The following is a 19,829-nucleotide window of genomic DNA, read 5'->3' as shown; positions in this document are numbered from 1 at the left end:
CCCGTTCTGTCTTCGAGTTTAGAAGCCCCTCCGTTTTTATCGTGCGAAACACTGGTTGCGACACCGATCTCAGGGATCGTCGACCCCCTCTGAAATGATAAACAGCAGGTTATTCGATGCACTTCAGCGAATTGATGGCAGTTCTTTCCACGCATGCGATCCGTCTTCAACAGGAAGAAGACGATCTCGTGATTCTCGGAGACGACGAGGGGCTGGACAGTGCCACCCTTGAAAGCCTGAGCGTGCACAAGGCAGAACTGCTGACGCTGGTGGCTCGAATGGGCGGTGACTGGCTCAGCCCGGCCTTTCGCATTACCGCGGACATGCTGCCGCTGGCCAATCTAAGCCAGGAAGCGATCGACAGGATCGTCAACGCGGTACCGGGCGGTGCTGGCAATGTGCAGGACATCTACCCGCTGGCGCCTCTGCAGGAAGGGATTCTCTATCATCACCTGACCGCCGCGCAGGGCGACCCCTATGTATTGCAGGCGCTGTTCGGGGCCGAAAGTCGCGAGCGCCTTGATGACTTCGCCCAGGCACTGCAGGCGGTGATCGAACGCCATGACATCCTGCGCACGGCGATGGTCTGGGAAGGCCTCGACGAACCGGTGCAAGTGGTGTTGCGTGAGGCGACGCTGACAGTGGATGAGCTGACACTGGACGCCGCCGACGGTCCCATCGAGACCCAGTTGCTCGAGCATTTTGATACCCGGCACCATCGCCTGAACCTGCGCGATGCGCCGCTGATGCGCATGGTATGCGTTGAAGACCCGGCCAATGCCCGCTGGGTCGCTATCCTGCTGTACCACCACATTGCCATCGACCACGCCGCGCTGGAGCTGGTGAAACACGAGATGCAGGCCTTCCTGCTCGGCGAAGGCCATGCCTTGCCCGAAGCCGTGCCGTATCGCAACTACGTGGCACAGGTCCGACTGGGTGTCGGGGCAGATGCTCATGAAGGTTTCTTTCGCGAGATGCTGGCCGATATCGATGAGCCAACGCTGCCGTTCGGCGTGCTCGAAACGCCGGGCAGCGACTCGCTGATCGAAGATGTGCGCCTGCCCCTCGATGACGCACTGAGCGCGCGCCTGCGAACCTTGGCAAGGCAGCTTGGGGTTAGTGCCGCGAGCCTGCATCACCTCGCATGGGCGCGGGTGGTGGGTGCGCTGTCAGGCAAGTCGGACGTGGTTTTCGGTACGGTACTGATGGGCCGGATGCAGGGCGGCGACGGCTCCGACCGGGCATTGGGTATGTTCATCAACACCTTGCCGTTGCGGGTCAAGCTTGAAGGGCATGCGGTGCGTGAAGGGGTCAGAACCACCCACGCACGGCTGACCGCGTTGCTCGGTCACGAACACGCATCGCTGGCCCAGGCCCAGCGTTGCAGTGGCGTGGCCGCACCGGCACCGTTGTTCAATTCACTACTCAATTATCGCCACAGTGCCAGCGAACCAGAGGTTTCGTCAGAGGCGCTCCAGGCCTGGAAAGGCTTGGAGAGCCTGGGCAGCGAGGAGCGCAGCACTTACCCGATCACGCTGTCGGTGGACGATTTGGGCCAGGGCTTCTGCCTGGCGGTTCAAGCACTGGCACAGATCGGTGCAAAGCGCATCGGCAACTATATGCTGACGGCACTCGGCGCGCTGGTCGAGGCGCTGGAGCAGCAGCCGCAAACCCCGTTGCAGCGTTTGCAAATCCTCTCGTCAACCGAACGCCAGCAAGTACTGCACGACTTCAATGACACGGCACGCGACTACTCACGTAACAGCAGCCTGCAGGAACTGTTCGAACAACGAGTGGCAGCGCAGCCCGATGCACTGGCCGCTGTACAAGATGACCAGCAACTGACCTACCATGAACTCAACAGTCGCGCCAACGCGTTGGCCCGCCACCTGACCGAACTCGGTGTGCAACCGGGCGAACGGGTGGCGTTGTTGCTGGGGCGTTCCCTTGATCTGCTGGCCGGTCAGTTGGCGATCGTCAAATGCGGTGCGGCCTATGTACCGCTAGATATCAATGCTCCTGTCGAGCGTCAGGCATTCATGCTGCAAGACTGCGCAGCGCAGTACGTATTGACGCTGGCTCGCCATGATGTGCCTGAAGGCATCCAGCGGATTGACCTTGACCTGCTGGAACTGCAAAAAGATGCGCCTGACCCGCTACCGTCAGCGTCCGCCGAGTCGGTGGCCTACATCATGTACACCTCCGGTTCCACCGGTATGCCCAAAGGCGTATTGGTGCCGCATCGTGCTGTCAGCCGTCTGGTGCTCAACAACAATTATGCCGATTTCAATGCCAGGGATCGTGTAGCGTTCGCCTCCAACCCGGCTTTCGACGCCAGCACCCTGGATGTATGGGCGCCACTGCTCAATGGCGGCTGCGTGGTCGTGGTGGAGCAGTCGGTATTGCTGTCTCTCGACGAGTTCCGTGGGCTGTTGCTGTCCCAGTCAGTCAGCGTGCTGTGGATGACCGCTGGTCTGTTCCATCAATATGCCGACGGCCTGATGGAGGCCTTCGCCAGATTGCGCTACCTGATCGTTGGTGGTGATGTGCTGGACCCGGCAGTGATCGCCAGAGTATTGAAACACGGCGCACCGAGACACTTGCTCAATGGCTACGGCCCGACCGAAGCGACGACTTTCTCTACGATCCATGAGATCACCTCGGTCGGCAACGGCGGTATTCCTATCGGCCGCCCGATTGGCAACAGCCAGGTCTATGTGCTCGATGCCCTACGCCAACCGGTGGCGATCGGTGTGGTCGGAGAGCTGTATATCGGCGGGCAGGGCGTGGCCAAGGGTTACTTGAACCGCCCGGAGCTTAATGCTACGCAGTTTGTCGCCAATCCTTTCAGCGACGACGCTGGAGCCCTGTTGTACCGCACCGGTGACCTTGGTCGCTGGAACGCAGACGGAGTGATCGAGTATCTGGGCCGTAACGACGACCAGGTGAAAATCCGTGGTTTCCGTATCGAACTGGGTGAAATCGAAGCGCGTCTGGTCGATTGCCCTGGTGTCAGAGAGGCGGTGGTTCTGGCCCGTCAGGACGAGCCTGGACACAAACGCCTGGTGGCATACGTCGTCGGTGACGAAAACAGCGCCTTGTCAGCGGTCGAACTGCGCCGCGAACTGGCGGCGTCTCTGTCCGAATACATGGTCCCAAGCGCCTTTATGGTGCTGGATTCGCTCCCGCTGACCGCCAACGGCAAGCTTGATCGCCGAGCCTTGCCGGTACCGGACGCAGACGCCTATGCCAGCCGTGAATTCCAGGCACCCGAGGGTGAAGTGGAAATTACCCTGGCGCGCTTATGGTCCGAATTGCTCAACGTTGAACGCGTCGGCCGTCAGGATCACTTCTTTGAGCTCGGCGGGCACTCGCTACTGGCGGTCAGTCTGATCGAACGCATGCGCCAGGCGGGCCTGAGCGCAGATGTTCGCGTGCTGTTCAGCCAGCCCACGCTGGCCGCACTGGCCGCAGCCGTCGGCGCAAGCCATGACATCAAGGTACCGGCCAATCTGATAGACAAAGGCTGCGAACGCATCACCCCGGAGCTGTTGCCATTGGCGAATCTGACCCAGGTGCAGATCGACCAAGTGGTCGCCACCGTGCCCGGCGGCGTGGCAAATGTTCAGGATATCTACGCGCTGGCGCCGTTGCAGGAAGGCATTCTCTATCACCACATGGCAGCCGAGGCCGGCGACCCCTATGTGCTGCAGGCCCAGTTCGCCTTTGACAATCGCGAGCGCCTGGACGCCTTCGTTCAGGCTTTGCAGATGGTCATCGATCGTCACGACATTCTGCGTACCGGGGTGGTATGGGACGGTCTGGAATCACCGGTGCAAGTGGTATGGCGCCAGGCTCAGTTGCACCTTGAAGGGCTTGAACTTGACCCGGCGGACGGCGAGATCGGCGCGCAACTGCATAGCCGCTTCGATCCGCGTCACTACTGCCTCGATATGACTCAAGCGCCACTGATGCGCCTGGTCTATGCCGAGGACCCGCTCAACCAGTGCATCACCGCGATGCTGCTGTTCCATCATATGGCCCTGGATCACACGGCCATGGATGTTGTGCAGCATGAAATGCAGGCCTGGCTGCTAGGCGAGAGTGAAACTTTGTCGGCGCCCGTGCCATACCGCAACTACGTGGCTCAGGCGCGTCTGGGTGTCAGCCAGGCTGATCATGAAGTGTTTTTCCGCGACATGCTGGGCGACATCGACGAACCGACACTGCCTTTCGGCCTGCAGGATGTGCAGGGCGATGGCCATGATATCGAAGAAGCCGTCCTGGTAGTGGACAGCCAGTTGAGCCTGAGACTGCGTGCTCAGGCCCGACAACAGGGTGTGAGTGCCGCCAGTCTGGTGCATCTGGCCTGGGCTCAGGTGCTGGGCAAGGTTTCCGATCGTCGCGACGTGGTGTTCGGCACCGTACTGCTGGGCCGTATGCATGCCGGCGAGGGCGCTGATCGGGCGCTGGGAATGTTCATCAACACCTTGCCGCTGCGGGTTGCCGTGGGCGGGCAAGGGGTACGCGCCGGGGTCAAGGCGACACACGCGCAACTCACCGCGTTGCTCGCTCACGAACATGCATCCCTGGCATTGGCTCAGCGTTGCAGCGGAGTGTCCGCGCTGACGCCGCTGTTCAGCGCACTGCTCAACTACCGCCACAGTGCGGTTGGCAGCGCTTCAGAACGGACCGCCCAGGCCTGGCAGGGTATTCGTGCCCTGAACAGTGAAGAACGCACCAACTATCCATTGACGTTGAACGTCGATGACTTTGGTGAGGACTTCAAACTGACTGCGCTGGCGACGATCACTGTCGGAGCGCAGCGCGTGTGTGGCTATATGCACACGGCGCTGGAACATATGGTGGACGCACTTGAGTTGATGCCACAAGCGTCGCTACAAAGTTTGTCGATTCTGCCAGCCGTCGAGCGCGAGCAGTTACTGGTGGCGTTCAACGACACCGCACTGGATTACCCGCAGCAGCAGACCATTCATGGAATGTTCGAAGCGCAGGTCGAGCGCACGCCGCAAGCCCTGGCAGTGGTTCATGGCGAACAGCGCCTGACGTATCGCGAGCTTAACGAGCAGGCCAACCGTCTAGCCCATGCGTTGCGCAAGCAAGGCGTTCAGCCTGATTCGAGGGTTGGTATCTGCGTTGAGCGCGGTGCCGACATGGTCGTCGGCTTGCTGGCAATCCTCAAGGCGGGCGGCGGTTATGTGCCCCTGGACCCAGCTTATCCAGCAGAACGTATTGCCTACATGCTGCAGGACAGTGCGCCTGCCGCGGTGCTGACCCAGTCGGCAACCGAAGCGTTACTGGCCGGCGTTTCGGTGCCAGTCATCAATCTTGATCTGAGCGACTGGCAGGACGAATCCGTCCAGAATCCGCAGGTGGCGGGACTGACTTCGGCGCACCTGGCGTACCTGATCTACACCTCGGGCTCCACCGGCCTGCCGAAAGGTGTGATGATCGAACACCGCAACACCGTGAACTTCCTGAGCTGGGCGCATAAGGCGTTCGACGGCTCTGCACTGGAAAAAACGCTGTTCTCTACTTCGCTGAACTTCGACCTGGCCGTCTACGAGTGCTTTGCGCCACTGACGTCGGGCGGCAGTATCGAAATCGTCAAAAACGTCCTTGAGCTGCAACACGGCGAACACGATATCGGCCTGATCAACACCGTGCCGTCGGCGCTTAAAGCACTGCTGGACGTTGACGGGCTGCCAACGTCGGTCCATACCGTGAACGTGGCGGGGGAGGCTCTCAAGCGCAGTCTGGTGGAAAATCTGTTCGAGAAGACTGGCGTACAGCGCCTGTGCAACCTCTATGGCCCATCGGAAACCACCACCTACTCCAGCTGGGTGGCGATGGACCGCGAAGACGGCTTCGCTGCACACATCGGCAAACCGGTCGGCAATACGCAGTTTTACCTGCTGGACGAACAGCAACAGCCTGTGCCACTGGGTGTCGCGGGTGAAATCTACATCGGCGGTGCCGGTGTGGCGCGAGGCTACTTGAACCGTGACGACCTCACTGCGGAGCGCTTCCTTAAAGACCCGTTCAGCCCGCAGCCCGCGGCACGCATGTATCGTACCGGTGACCTTGGCCGTTACTTGCCTGACGGCAATATCGAATACCTGGGCCGTAACGACGATCAGGTGAAGATCCGTGGTTTCCGTATCGAACTGGGCGAGATCGATGCACGTCTGGCCAAACACCCGGCGGTCCATGAAGCCGTAGTCACCGCCCGCGAAGACATTCCCGGTGACAAACGCTTGGTGGCGTATTACACGCTGGCAGCCGGGCACGACCTGGTGGACCTTGAAAGCCTGCGCAGGCATTTGCAGGAAAAGCTGCCTGAGTACATGGTGCCGGCCATTTATGTGCGGCTTGAGGCCATGCCCCTTACACCGAACGGCAAACTCGACCGCAAGGCCCTGCCAGCACCGGGCAGTGATGCACTGATCAGCCGCGACTACGAAGCACCACAAGGCGAAACCGAAACCCAGATCGCGGCTATCTGGCAAGACCTGCTGGGCTTCGACCGGATTGGTCGTCACGAAAACTTCTTCGAACTCGGCGGCCATTCGCTGCTGGCGGTTAGCCTGATCGGGCGTATGCGCCAGTTGGGCCTGAGCACCGATATACGCGTACTGTTCAGTCAGCCGACCCTGGCCGCACTGGCTGCTGCAGTCGGCGGTAGCACTGATATCGTGGTGCCAGCCAATCTGATCACCAAGAATTGTCAACGCATTACGCCTGAATTGCTGCCACTGGCCGACCTGACCCAGACACAGATCGATCACGTGGTCGCCGGCGTGCCGGGCGGCGTAGCGAATGTGCAGGACATCTATCCGCTGGCCCCCTTGCAGGAAGGCATCCTCTATCACCATATTGCTGCCGAGCAGGGCGATCCCTATGTGCTGCAGGCCCATTTCGCTTTCGATGACCGCGCAACTCTGGACGCTTTCGTTCAAGCTTTGCAGGCAGTCATCGAGCGTCACGACATTCTGCGCACCTCTATGGTCTGGAAAGGCCTGGACTCACCCGTGCAGGTGGTCTGGCGTCAAGCGCAGTTGCCTCTCGAGGCACTACACATCGACCCGGCAGCCGGTGATATCGGCACGCAACTGCATAGCCGCTTTGACCCGCGTCACCACCGCCTGGATGTCACTCAGGCACCGCTGATGCGCCTGGTCTATGCCGAGGATCCGCCGAATCAGCGGATCTGCGCGATGCTGCTGTTCCATCACATGGTCCTCGATAACATGGCGATGGCCGTGGTGCAGCATGAAATGCAGGCCTGGCTGTTGGGCGAAGCTCAAACCCTGTCGGCACCGGTGTCATATCGCAATTATGTGGCCCAGGCACGCCTGGGGGGCAGCCAGGCCGATCACGAAGCGTTCTTCCGCGACATGCTCGGTGATGTAGACGAACCGACGCTGCCGTTCGGTCTGATGAATGTGCAGGGCGATGGCCTTGATATCGAGGAAGCCACCCTTGCACTGGACCCTCGGTTGAACCTGAGATTGCGCGCTCAGGCTCGTCAACAGGGCGTGAGCGCCGCCAGTCTGTTGCACCTGGCCTGGGCTCAGGTGTTGAGCACGGTTTCAGGCAGACAGGACGTGGTGTTCGGCACCGTGCTGATGGGCCGGATGCGGGCCGGCGAAGGCGCCGAGCGGGCATTGGGGATGTTCATCAACACCTTGCCACTGCGGGTTTCGGTAGGCGAGAAGAGCGTGCGTGAAGGGGTCAAAGCCACTCATGAACGCCTGACTGCCTTGCTGGGTCATGAGCATGCGTCGCTAGCCTTGGCTCAGCGTTGCAGCGGCATTGCCGCACCGACGCCACTGTTCAGTTCGCTGCTCAACTACCGCCATAGCGCGCCTGGCAGCGTATCCGATCGGGCTACCCAGGCGTGGCAAGGTATTCATACGCTGAAAAGCGAAGAACGCACCAACTATCCATTGACCTTGAACGTCGATGACTTCAGTGAAGGCTTCAACCTGAACGTGCTGGTCAGCAGCGCCGTGGGCGCCAGACGGGTTTGTGGTTACATGCAGACCGTGTTGGAGCATCTGGTGGATGCACTGGAACAGTCCCCGGCCTCGGCCCTCGACAGCCTGCCGATCCTGCCTGCTGCAGAACGTGCGCAGTTGCTGGTGGCGTTCAACGAAACCGCGCTGGATTACCCGCACGAACAGACCATTCATGGCTTGTTCGAAGCACAGGTCGAGTGCACTCCGGATGCGGTAGCGGTGGTTCACGGCGAACAGCGCCTGACCTATCGCGAGCTTAACGAGCAGGCCAACCGTCTGGCCCATGCGTTGCGCAAGCAAGGCGTTCAGCCTGATTCGCGGGTTGGTATCTGCGTTGAGCGCGGCGCCGACATGGTCGTCGGCTTGCTGGCAATTCTCAAGGCGGGCGGCGGCTATGTGCCGCTGGACCCGGCTTATCCGGCGGACCGTATTGCTTACATGTTGCAGGACAGCGCACCTGCTGCCGTGCTGGCACAGTCGGCGACTGAAGCGTTACTGGCCGGCGTTTCGGTGCCTGTGATCAATCTCGACCTGAGCGATTGGCAGGACCAATCCGTCCAGAATCCGCAGGTGGCGGGGCTGACTTCGGCGCACCTGGCCTACCTGATCTATACCTCGGGCTCCACCGGTCTGCCGAAAGGCGTGATGATCGAACACCGTAACACCGTGAACTTTCTGACCTGGGCGCATAAGGCTTTCGACGGTTCTGCACTGGAAAAAACGCTGTTCTCCACCTCGCTGAACTTCGACCTCGCGGTCTACGAATGCTTCGCGCCGCTGACATCGGGCGGCAGCATCGAAGTCGTCAGGAACGTGCTGGAACTGCAACACGGCGAGCACGATATCGGCTTGATCAACACCGTACCGTCGGCGCTGAAGGCCTTGCTGGAAGTCAATGGGCTGCCAACGTCGGTCCATACCGTGAACGTGGCGGGGGAGGCTCTCAAGCGCAGTCTGGTGGAAAATCTGTTCGAGAAGACTGGCGTACAGCGCCTGTGCAACCTCTATGGCCCATCGGAAACCACCACCTACTCCAGCTGGGTGGCGATGGACCGCGAAGACGGCTTCGCTGCACACATCGGCAAACCGGTCGGCAATACGCAGTTTTACCTGCTGGACGAACAGCAACAGCCTGTGCCACTGGGTGTCGCGGGTGAAATCTACATCGGCGGTGCCGGTGTGGCGCGAGGCTACTTGAACCGTGACGACCTCACTGCGGAGCGCTTCCTTAAAGACCCGTTCAGCCCGCAGCCCGCGGCACGCATGTACCGCACCGGCGACCTGGGTCGTTACTTGCCTGACGGCAATATCGAATACCTGGGCCGTAACGACGATCAGGTGAAGATCCGTGGTTTCCGTATCGAACTGGGCGAGATCGATGCACTACTGGCCAAACACCCGGCGGTCCATGAAGCAGTAGTCACCGCCCGCGAGGACATCCCGGGCGACAAGCGCCTGGTGGCTTATTACACCGTCCAGGCCGCCCACAATGAGCCAGACATCGATAGCCTGCGCGACTGGCTGCAGGAGCAACTGCCGGCCTACATGATCCCTGTGGCCTACGTGCGTCTTGATGCGCTGCCGCTGACCCCTAACGGCAAACTGGACCGCAAGGCCCTGCCAGCTCCGGACGGTGAAGCACTGATCCGTGGCGGCTACGAGGAGCCGCAAGGCGCAGCCGAAATCATTTTGGCGAAGATCTGGAGCGACTTGCTCAACATCGAACGTGTCGGTCGCCACGATCATTTCTTTGAACTGGGCGGGCATTCGCTGCTGGCAGTGAGCCTGATCGAACGTATGCGCCAGGCCGGCCTGAGTGCCAATGTGCGTACGCTGTTCAGCCAGCCGACCTTGGCGGCACTGGCAGCAGCGGCAGGCGCGGTCGACGATCTGGTGATACCTGCCAACGGTATTCCAGCGGACTGCCAGAGAATCACTCCGGACATGCTGCCGTTGATCGAACTGAATCAGGAGCAGATCGACCAGGTGGTGGCCTGCGTGCCCGGCGGCGCGGCGAACGTGCAGGATATCTACCCGCTGGCCCCCTTGCAGGAAGGTATTCTCTATCACCACATCAGCGCCGAACGGGGCGACCCCTATGTGCTTCAGGCGCAGTTTGCCTTTGACAGCCGCGCACACGTGGAGACATTCGCCAACGCGCTGAAAATGGTCATCAATCGCCATGACATCCTGCGCACTTCCATGCACTGGGAAAGCCTCGACGAGCCGTTACAGGTGGTCTGGCGCCATGTCGAGCTCAGCGTCGAAGAGATTGAGTTCAACCCTTGTTTAGGTAATGTATCGAGTCAGTTGCAAGACTACCTGGACCCGCTTCAGATACGCCTGGACATCCGCCAGGCACCCTTGATGCGCCTGGTGTGTGCCCTAGACAGCGGCAACGAACGCTGGTTGGCGACCCTGATGTTTCACCACATGATCCTTGACCACACTGCGCTGGATCAGGTGCGCTATGAAATGCAGGTCTGCCTGCTCGGTCAGGCCGAACAACTTGCCCACTCCATTCCTTACCGCAACTATGTCGCTCAGGCACGACTGGGTCTGAAAGAACAGGACCACGAACTGTTCTTTCAGGACATGCTCGGCGATATCGACGAGCCAACGCTGCCTTTCGGCCTGCACGATGTACAAGGCGACGGCAGCGCTCTCGATCATTCCCGTCTGCGGCTGGACGGCGCTTTGAGCCAACGCCTGAGAGTTCAGGCGCGGCAACTTGGGGTCAGTGCGGCAAGCCTGATCCACCTGGCGTTCGCGCAAATGCTCGGTCGCCTCAGCGGACGTGAACAGGTGGTGTTCGGCACCATCCTGATGGGTCGGATGCAGAGCGGCGAGGGTGCCGAACGGGCCCTTGGCATGTTCATCAATACCTTGCCGCTGCGGGTAGACCTGGGCGATCTGGGCGTACGTGACGGGGTCAAGGCCACGCACCGACGCCTGACCGGGTTACTCGGCCATGAACATGCGTCGCTGGCACTGGCTCAGCGTTGCAGTGGCGTGGTCGCACCGACACCACTGTTCAGTGCCTTGCTCAATTATCGCCATAGCGGCGTTGCCGTGACCGATGAGGCAATGGTGGCTTGGGATGGCATGCAGTCGCTGGGTCTGGCCGATGAAGAACGCACCAACTACCCGTTGACAGTCAACGTCGACGATATGGGTGAAGGATTTCTGTTCACAGCACTGGTGACGGCGAGCATCGGCGCGCAGCGTGTTTGTGACTATTTGCAGTTGGCTACAGAAGGGCTGGTGGATGCGCTGGAACAGGCGCCGCAAACGCCGTTACACAGTATTTCGATACTGCCGCTCAGCGAGCGTGCGCAGTTGCTCGAACAGTGGAACCTGCCCAACAAGACCGATACACACGAAACACCGATCCATCAGCAATTCGAAGCCCGCGCCGCAGAACAGCCAGACGCCGTCGCTCTGGTGTTCGAAGAACAGATCCTGAGCTACGGCGAACTCAACGCGCGTGCCAACCAGGTCGCGCATCGCTTGCTGGCCTTGGGTGTACGCCCGGATGATCGCGTGGCGATCTGTGTCGAGCGTGGCCCGGCGATGATTATCGGCTTGCTGGGTATCCTCAAATCCGGGGCCGGTTATGTACCACTGGATCCGGCTTACCCGCTTGAGCGCCTGGCCTATACCCTCGGTGACAGCACGCCGGCGGCATTATTGAGCCAGCAGTCAGTGCAGCAAGCCTTGCCGGTGACGGAAGTGCCTATCATCAGTCTCGATGATCCCGACTTGCGGGACGAATCCGTCTGCAATCCCGAGGTAGCGGGGCTGACGGCTGCGAGCCTGGCCTATGTCATCTACACCTCCGGCTCAACCGGTCTGCCCAAAGGCGTGATGGTCGAGCATCGCAATGTTGCACGACTGTTTTCGGCCACCGCAGACTGGTTCGCGTTTGGCGAACAGGATATCTGGGCGCTGTTCCACTCGTTCGCCTTTGACTTCTCGGTCTGGGAAATCTGGGGCGCCTTGCTGCACGGCGGACGTCTGCTGATCGTGCCGCAACTGATCAGCCGTTCACCAGAAGACTGCTACAACCTGCTGTGCAGCGCCGGGGTAACGGTGCTCAACCAGACGCCAAGTGCGTTCCGCCAACTGATTGCAGCACAGGGCGAGAACGGGCAGGCGCATTCGTTGCGCCAGGTGATCTTCGGCGGCGAAGCACTGGAAACGGCCATGCTCAAGCCGTGGTACGCCCGCAAGGTGAATGCCGGTACGCAACTGGTCAACATGTACGGCATTACCGAAACCACGGTGCACGTTACCTATTACCCGTTGCAGGCCGAAGATGCACAGCGTATCGGTGCCAGCCCGATCGGCAGGCGCATTCCCGATTTGCAACTGTATGTCCTCGATCCCCATGGCGAACCGGTGCCAGTCGGCGTGGTCGGCGAGCTGTATGTCGGCGGTGCCGGTGTGGCACGTGGCTACTTGAACCGTGAAGCACTGACGGCCGAGCGTTTCATCGATAACCCATTCAGTACGGCACCGGGTGCGCGCCTGTACCGCACCGGCGATCTGGGTCGCTGGCTGGCCGATGGCAGCCTGGAATACCTGGGACGTAACGATGAACAGGTGAAGATTCGCGGCTTCCGTATAGAGCTGGGCGAGATCGAAGCGCAACTCGCCGCGTGTGAAGGTATACAGGATGCGCTGGTGCTGGTGCGTGAGGACGAGCCTGGTGACAAGCGTCTGGTGGCCTACGTTATCGGCACCGCGGGACTGGAACCGGACGCTAGCCGATTGCGTGAGCAACTGCGCCTGTCGCTGGCCGAGTACATGCTGCCAAGTGCCTTCGTCAGTCTGGAAAGCTTCCCGCTGACGGCCAACGGCAAGCTTGACCGCAAGGCGCTGCCCGCGCCCGACCGTTCGGCGGTGGCCAGTCAAGGCTACGAAGCGCCTGAAGGCGATACCGAGATGGCCATTGCGCGGATCTGGCAAGACCTGTTGCAACTGGAGCAGGTCGGCCGGCATGACCACTTCTTCGAGCTGGGCGGCCACTCGCTGTTGGCCGTGAAACTGATCGAGCGCATGCGCCAGATCGATCTGGTTGCCGATGTGCGCGTGCTGTTCAGCCAGCCGACCCTGTCTGCCCTGGCGGCAGCGGTGGGCGGCAAGGGGCAAGTCGAGGCTCCCGCCAACCTTATTCCCGCGGACTGCTCGCGCATCACCCCGGATATGCTGCCGCTGGTGTCGCTCACCCAGGACGATATCGATCGCGTGGTCTCCAGCGTGCCCGGCGGTCTGTCCAACGTGCAGGATATCTATGCCTTGGCGCCGCTGCAGGAGGGGATCTTGTATCACCACCTTGCCGCTACCGAGGGTGACCCGTATTTGCAATACGCGCTGTTTGCCTTTGACAGTCTTGAGCGTCTGCACAGTTTCGCCCACGCGCTGCAAGGCGTGATCGCACGGCACGATATCCTGCGCACCGCCGTGCTTTGGGAACGTCTCGACGCCCCGGTGCAGGTGGTCTGGCGTGAAGCGACTCTGGGCCTGGATGAGCAAGTGCTGGACCCGGCCGATGGCGACATCGCCGAGCAGTTGCTCAAGCGTCTCGACCCTCGTCACACGCGTCTGGACATCCGTCAGGCACCGATGCTGCGCATCGGTTATGCACACGATGAAGTGAACAACCGCTGGCTGGGCATGTTGCTGTTCCACCACCTGGTGGACGACGCCACATCGCTGCGCATCCTCAGAAGCGAAATCGAGGCACACATGCTCGGTCAGCAAGCCTCGCTGCCGCCGTCCGTGCCTTATCGCAATTACGTAGCTCAGGCCATGCTCGGTGTCAGCCGTGAAGAGCATGAGGTATTTTTCCGCGATATGCTCGGCGACATCGATGAGCCGACGCTGCCATTCGGTCTGCAGGACGTGCAGGGCGACGGCAGCGGTATCGAGGAAGCACGCCTGCTGGTCGACGTCGACCTGAGCCAACGCCTGCGCGTACAGGCTCGTCAACTCGGGGTGAGTTCTGCCAGCCTTTATCACCTCGCCTGGGCTCGTTTACTGGGCGCTGTGTCAGGCAAAGAGGATGTGGTGTTCGGCACCGTGTTGCTCGGTCGCCTGCAAGGCGGCGCAGGGTCCGACCGGGCGTTGGGAATGTTCATCAACACCTTGCCGCTGCGTGTCACGCTGGGCGAGCAGGGCGTGCGCAGCGGTCTGAAAGCGACCCATGCGCGACTCAGCGGGCTGCTGGCCCATGAACACGCCTCGCTGGTACTGGCCCAACGTTGCAGTGGTGTACCCGCTTCGACGCCATTGTTCAGCTCGCTGCTCAATTTCCGTCATACCGGTGATGTCGCCGCGAGCGACAATGCGCAGGTCGCCTGGGAAGGCATTCAGGCGCTGCACGGCGAAGAACGTACCAACTACCCGCTGACCTTGTGCGTGGATGACATAGGCGAAGGTTTCGCCCTGACCGTCATGGCCGAAGGACAGATCGGTGCCAAGCGTGTATGTGCGTACATGCACTGTGTGCTGGAAAACCTGGTGCAAGCACTGGAACAGACCCCGGACGCTGCGCTGGGAGCGCTGCATATCCTGCCCGGGATCGAGCGCCAGCAACTGCTGGAAAGCTGGAACACCCCCCATGCGCTGCAGGCCGATGACACCCTGATTCACCGTACCTTCGAAGCCTGGGTGGTGGCGCAGCCGAATGCCGTGGCCCTGCACTATGAAGACCGCACCCTGACCTATGCCGAGCTGAACACCCGCGCCAATCAGGTGGCCCATTACCTGCTGGGCCTGGGCGTGCAGCCGGATGACCGGGTGGCGATCTGCGTAGAGCGCAGCTTGGAGATGATTGTCGGTTTGCTCGGGGTGCTCAAGGCCGGTGCGGGTTACGTGCCGATTGACCCGGCCTATCCGGCGGAGCGTATTGCTTACCAGTTGCAGGACAGCGCCCCGATGGCGGTGCTGGCCGATGCTGCCGGGCTGGCGCTGCTGGGTGCGTTCGACGGCCCACGCGTGGATTTGCACAGTCCGGCGTTGCAGGCCCAACCGGGTCACAATCCACAGCTGACCGGGCTCAGCCCGCGCCACCTGGCTTACGTCATCTACACCTCCGGTTCGACCGGCCTGCCCAAGGGCGTAATGGTCGAGCACCGCAACGTGGCCCGGCTGTTCTCGGCCACCCAGAGCTGGTTTGGTTTCAACGAGCAGGATGTCTGGGCGTTGTTCCATTCATTCGCGTTCGACTTCTCGGTCTGGGAAATCTGGGGTGCGCTGTTGCACGGCGGGCGTTTGCTGATCGTGCCGCAACTGATCAGCCGCTCCCCGCAAGACTGCTACGCGCTGTTGTGCAGCGCCGAAGTGACGGTGCTCAACCAGACCCCGAGCGCGTTCCGCCAGTTTCTCAACGCCCAGGGCGAGAGCGATCAGCGACATTCCTTGCGCCAGGTGATTTTTGGTGGCGAAGCGCTGGATACCGGGATGCTAAAGCCGTGGTACGCCAGGGTGATCAACGCCGGTACGCAGTTGGTGAACATGTATGGCATCACCGAAACCACGGTGCATGTGACCTATCACCCCCTGGTGGCGGCAGATGCGCAACGTGCGGGCGTGAGCCCTATCGGTGTACGCATTCCCGATTTGCAGTTGTATGTACTGGACGCGCGCCGCGAGCCGGTGCCGGTGGGTGTGGTCGGCGAGCTATATGTCGGCGGCGCCGGTGTCGCGCGGGGCTACCTGAATCGTGAAGCGCTGACGGCCGAGCGATTCCTGGCGAACCCGTTCAGTAAAGATCCTCAGGCGCGTCTGTACCGAACCGGCGACCTGGGTCGCTGGATGGATGATGGCAGTCTCGATTACCTGGGCCGCAACGACGACCAGGTCAAGATCCGTGGTTTCCGTATCGAACTGGGAGAAATCCAGGCTGCGCTGGCCGCCTGTGACGCGGTCCGCGAAGCGCTGGTGCTGGTCCGCGAAGATCAACCGGGTGACAAGCGCCTGGTGGCCTATGTGATCGCTGCGCCCGGCCACGAGATCGTGGCGGCTGACTTGCGTGAGCGCTTGCTGCTGTCCCTGGCCGATTACATGGTGCCCAGTGCTTTTGTGGCGCTGGACAGCTTCCCGCTGACCACCAACGGCAAGCTCGACCAAAAGGCATTGCCCGCACCGGATGCGCAGGCACTGGCAATGCGTGAATACGCGCCGCCCGAAGGCGATGTCGAGATCGCCATCGCGCAAATCTGGCAGTCTCTGCTGCAAGTGCCACAGGTTGGCCGCCACGATCATTTCTTCGAACTGGGCGGGCATTCGCTGCTGGCCGTCAAACTGATCGAGCGCATGCGCCAGATCGACCTGTCGGCTGATGTGCGGGTGCTGTTCAGCCAGCCGACCCTTGCCGCACTTGCTGCTGCGGTGGGCGGGCACACCGACGTACAGGTGCCGGATAACCTGATCGTGCCGGGCTGCGAGCGTATTACCCCGGACATGCTGCCGCTGGCTGATCTGGATCAGGCAGCGATCGATCGGGTAGTCGCCAGCGTCCCGGGCGGCCTGGCCAACATTCAGGACATCTACGCCCTGGCCCCCTTGCAGGAAGGTATTCTCTATCACCATCTGGCTGCGGATGAAGGTGATCCCTATGTCTTGCAGATGCTCTTCGCGTTCGATGATCGCGAGTGCCTGGCCAGTTTCGCCGCGGCCCTGCAGAACGTGGTCGAACGCCACGACATCCTGCGCACCGCCGTGGTCTGGGAAGGGCTTGAGCAGCCGGTACAGGTGGTCTGGCGCAACGCTAAACTGAGTCTGGAAGAGGTGGCCATCGATCCGCTCGACGGTGACGTGCTGACACGACTGCGCGAGCGTTTTGACCCACGTCACTATCGCCTGGACATTGGCCAGGCGCCGCTGATGCGCATTGCCTATGCCGAGGACAACACCCACCAGCGTCTGGTCGGCATGTTGCTGTTCCACCATCTGGCGCTGGATCACACCTCACTGGAAGTGGTGGTGGAGGAAATGCAGGCCAGCCTGCAGGGGCAGATCGAGCAATTGCCGGCCCCGGTGCCTTATCGCAACCATGTGGCACAGGCGCGTCTGGGTATCAGCCAGGCCGAGCACGAAGCGTTTTTCCGCGACATGCTCGGCGACATCGACGAACCGACTCTGGCTTACGGCATACAGGACGTGCAGGGCGATGGCAGTGGTATCGAGGAAGTGCATCAGGTACTCGACAGCCAGCTGAGCAGCCGTATACGCAGCATTGCGCGGCAATTAGGGGTTAGCGCTGCCAGTCTGGCGCACCTGGCATGGGCTCAGGTGGCCGGTCGGGTGTCGGGCCGTGAAGAAGTGGTGTTCGGTACCGTACTGATGGGCCGCATGCAGGGCGGCAACGGCGCCGACAGGGCGCTGGGAATGTTCATCAACACCTTGCCGCTGCGCATCAGCGTCGGAAGCCAGAGCGCTCTGGCGGCGGTCAAGCTCACCCACCAGCGCCTGTCGACCCTGCTGGGGCATGAGCATGCCTCGCTGTCGCTGGCCCAGCGCTGCAGCGGCGTGCCGAGTTCGCTGCCGCTGTTTAGCACCTTGCTCAACTACCGCCACAGCAACGGTGGTGCGGCCTCGAGCGAAACATTGTCAGCCTGGCAGGGCATTCAGACCCTGAGCATGGAGGAACGCACCAACTATCCGTTGTGCCTGAACGTCGATGACCTGGGCGATGACTTCATGCTCACCATTCAGGCCGTCAAGCAAATCAGTGCCACGCGCATCGGCGAGTACATGCAGGTTGCACTGCGCAGCCTGGTGCAAGCGCTGGAACACACACCGCAAGCAGCGCTGAACAGCCTGCCCATACTGCCGGACGACGAGCGCGAGCTTTTGCTGGCGGGCTTCAACGACACCGCTCACCCTTATCCGCGCGATGTACTGATCCATCAACTGATCGAACAAAGGGCTGCTCAGCGTCCGGATGCCTGCGCCGTACGCGGTGACAGCGGGCCGTTGCTCACTTACGCCGAACTCAACCAACAGGCCAACCAGCTCGCCCATCGTCTGATTGAGCTGGGCGTGGGGCCGGATGCGCGGGTCGCGGTCAGCCTGCGTCGCGGCCCGGAAATGGTCGTGGCGCTATTGGGTATCCTCAAGGCCGGTGGCGCCTACGTGCCGATCGACCCGGATCTGCCCAGCGCTCGCCAGGCCTATATGCTCAGCGACAGCGCCCCCCGTGCGCTGCTGACCAGCCAGGATCTGCTTGCAAGTCTGCCAGCCCTTAGCGTTACGGCGCTGGTGCTCGATGGCCACGATGACAGCGCCCGGCTTGCCTTACAGCCGATCAACAATCCCGATGCCAAGGCATTGGGCCTGAAGCCGAATCACCTGGCCTACGTGCTGTACACCTCGGGTTCCACTGGTCAGCCCAAAGGCGTGATGAACGAACACCTGGGCGTGGTCAACCGCCTGCTATGGGCCCGTGATGCCTATCACGTAGACAGCAATGATCGTGTGCTGCAAAAGACCCCGTTCGGTTTCGACGTGTCGGTCTGGGAGTTTTTCCTGCCGCTGCTGGCCGGTGCCGAACTGGTCATGGCACGTCCCGGTGGCCATCAGGAGCCGGAATACCTGGCGCAGGTAATGACTGACGCGGGCATTACCCTGCTGCACTTTGTGCCCTCGATGCTCGATGTGTTTCTGGAACACCGCTCGACCCGCGACTTCCCGCAACTGCGCCGCGTGCTGTGCAGCGGCGAGGCCTTGCCGCGTGCGTTGCAGCGCCGCTTCGAGCAACACCTGAAGGGCGTTGAACTGCACAACCTCTATGGCCCGACCGAAGCGGCCATCGACGTTACCGCCTGGGAATGCCGCCCGACGGATCCGGGCGACAGCGTGCCCATCGGCCGTCCGATTGCGAACATTCAGATGCACGTGCTGGATGCCTTGGGCCAGCTGCAACCAATGGGCGTGGCCGGTGAACTGCACATTGGCGGCATCGGCGTGGCGCGGGGTTACCTGAACCTGCCGGAGCTGAGTGCCGAGCGTTTCATCGCCGACCCGTTTTCCAGCGATCCACAGGCACGCCTGTACAAAACCGGCGACATGGGTCGCTGGCTGGCCAATGGCGCGCTGGAATACCTGGGCCGTAATGACTTTCAGGTCAAGATCCGCGGCTTACGCATCGAAATCGGTGAAGTCGAGGCCGCTTTGGCCAGACACCCGGCGGTCCACGAAGCGGTGGTCACCGCTCGCGAAGACATACCCGGTGACAAACGTCTGGTGGCTTACTACACGCAGTCTGCCGAGCACACTGCTGTCGATATCGACACCCTGCGCAGTCACCTGCAGCAACAGTTGCCTGAATACATGGTTCCGGCCATTTATGTACTGCTCGAGGCCATGCCGCTGACGTCCAACGGCAAGCTTGATCGCAAGGCGCTGCCAGCACCGGGCGGTGATGCGCTGATCAGCCGTGGCTACGAAGCACCGCAAGGCGAAATCGAGGAGCAGATCGCGGTAATCTGGCAAGACCTGCTGGGTGTCGAGCAGGTCGGTCGTCACGACCACTTCTTCGAACTCGGCGGCCATTCGCTGCTGGCGGTGAGTCTGACCGGGCGTATGCGCCAGTTGGGCCTGAGCGCCGACGTGCGCGTGCTGTTCAGCCAGCCCACCCTGGCTGCACTGGCCGCGGCGGTGGGCGGTGGCACCGAGATCGTGGTACCCGCCAACCTGATCACCGAGGACTGCCAACGCATTACGCCTGAACTGCTGCCACTGGCCGATCTGACTCAAGCGCAGATCAATCACGTCGTA

Annotated in this window: 1 protein-coding gene (running past one end of the window); it reads left to right on the top strand. The window is 61.4% G+C overall.

What is annotated here, in order from left to right; translation table 11 throughout:
* Nucleotides 1-116: 116 nt before the first annotated feature.
* Nucleotides 117-19,829 carry the 5' end (the start) of a syringopeptin non-ribosomal peptide synthetase SypC gene (sypC, locus tag JOE29_RS11555; protein WP_210079524.1) on the top strand. Its footprint extends 20,847 nt past the window's final position, so only the first 19,713 of its 40,560 coding nucleotides appear in the window; it begins with the start codon at nt 117-119; its stop codon lies beyond the right edge, outside the window.

It is taken from the genome of Pseudomonas sp. PvP009 (assembly GCF_017832995.1).
GTDB lineage: Bacteria > Pseudomonadota > Gammaproteobacteria > Pseudomonadales > Pseudomonadaceae > Aquipseudomonas > Aquipseudomonas syringae.
Note: the sequence above shows the minus strand (reverse complement) of the source record. Positions and strands in the feature narration are given on the sequence as shown.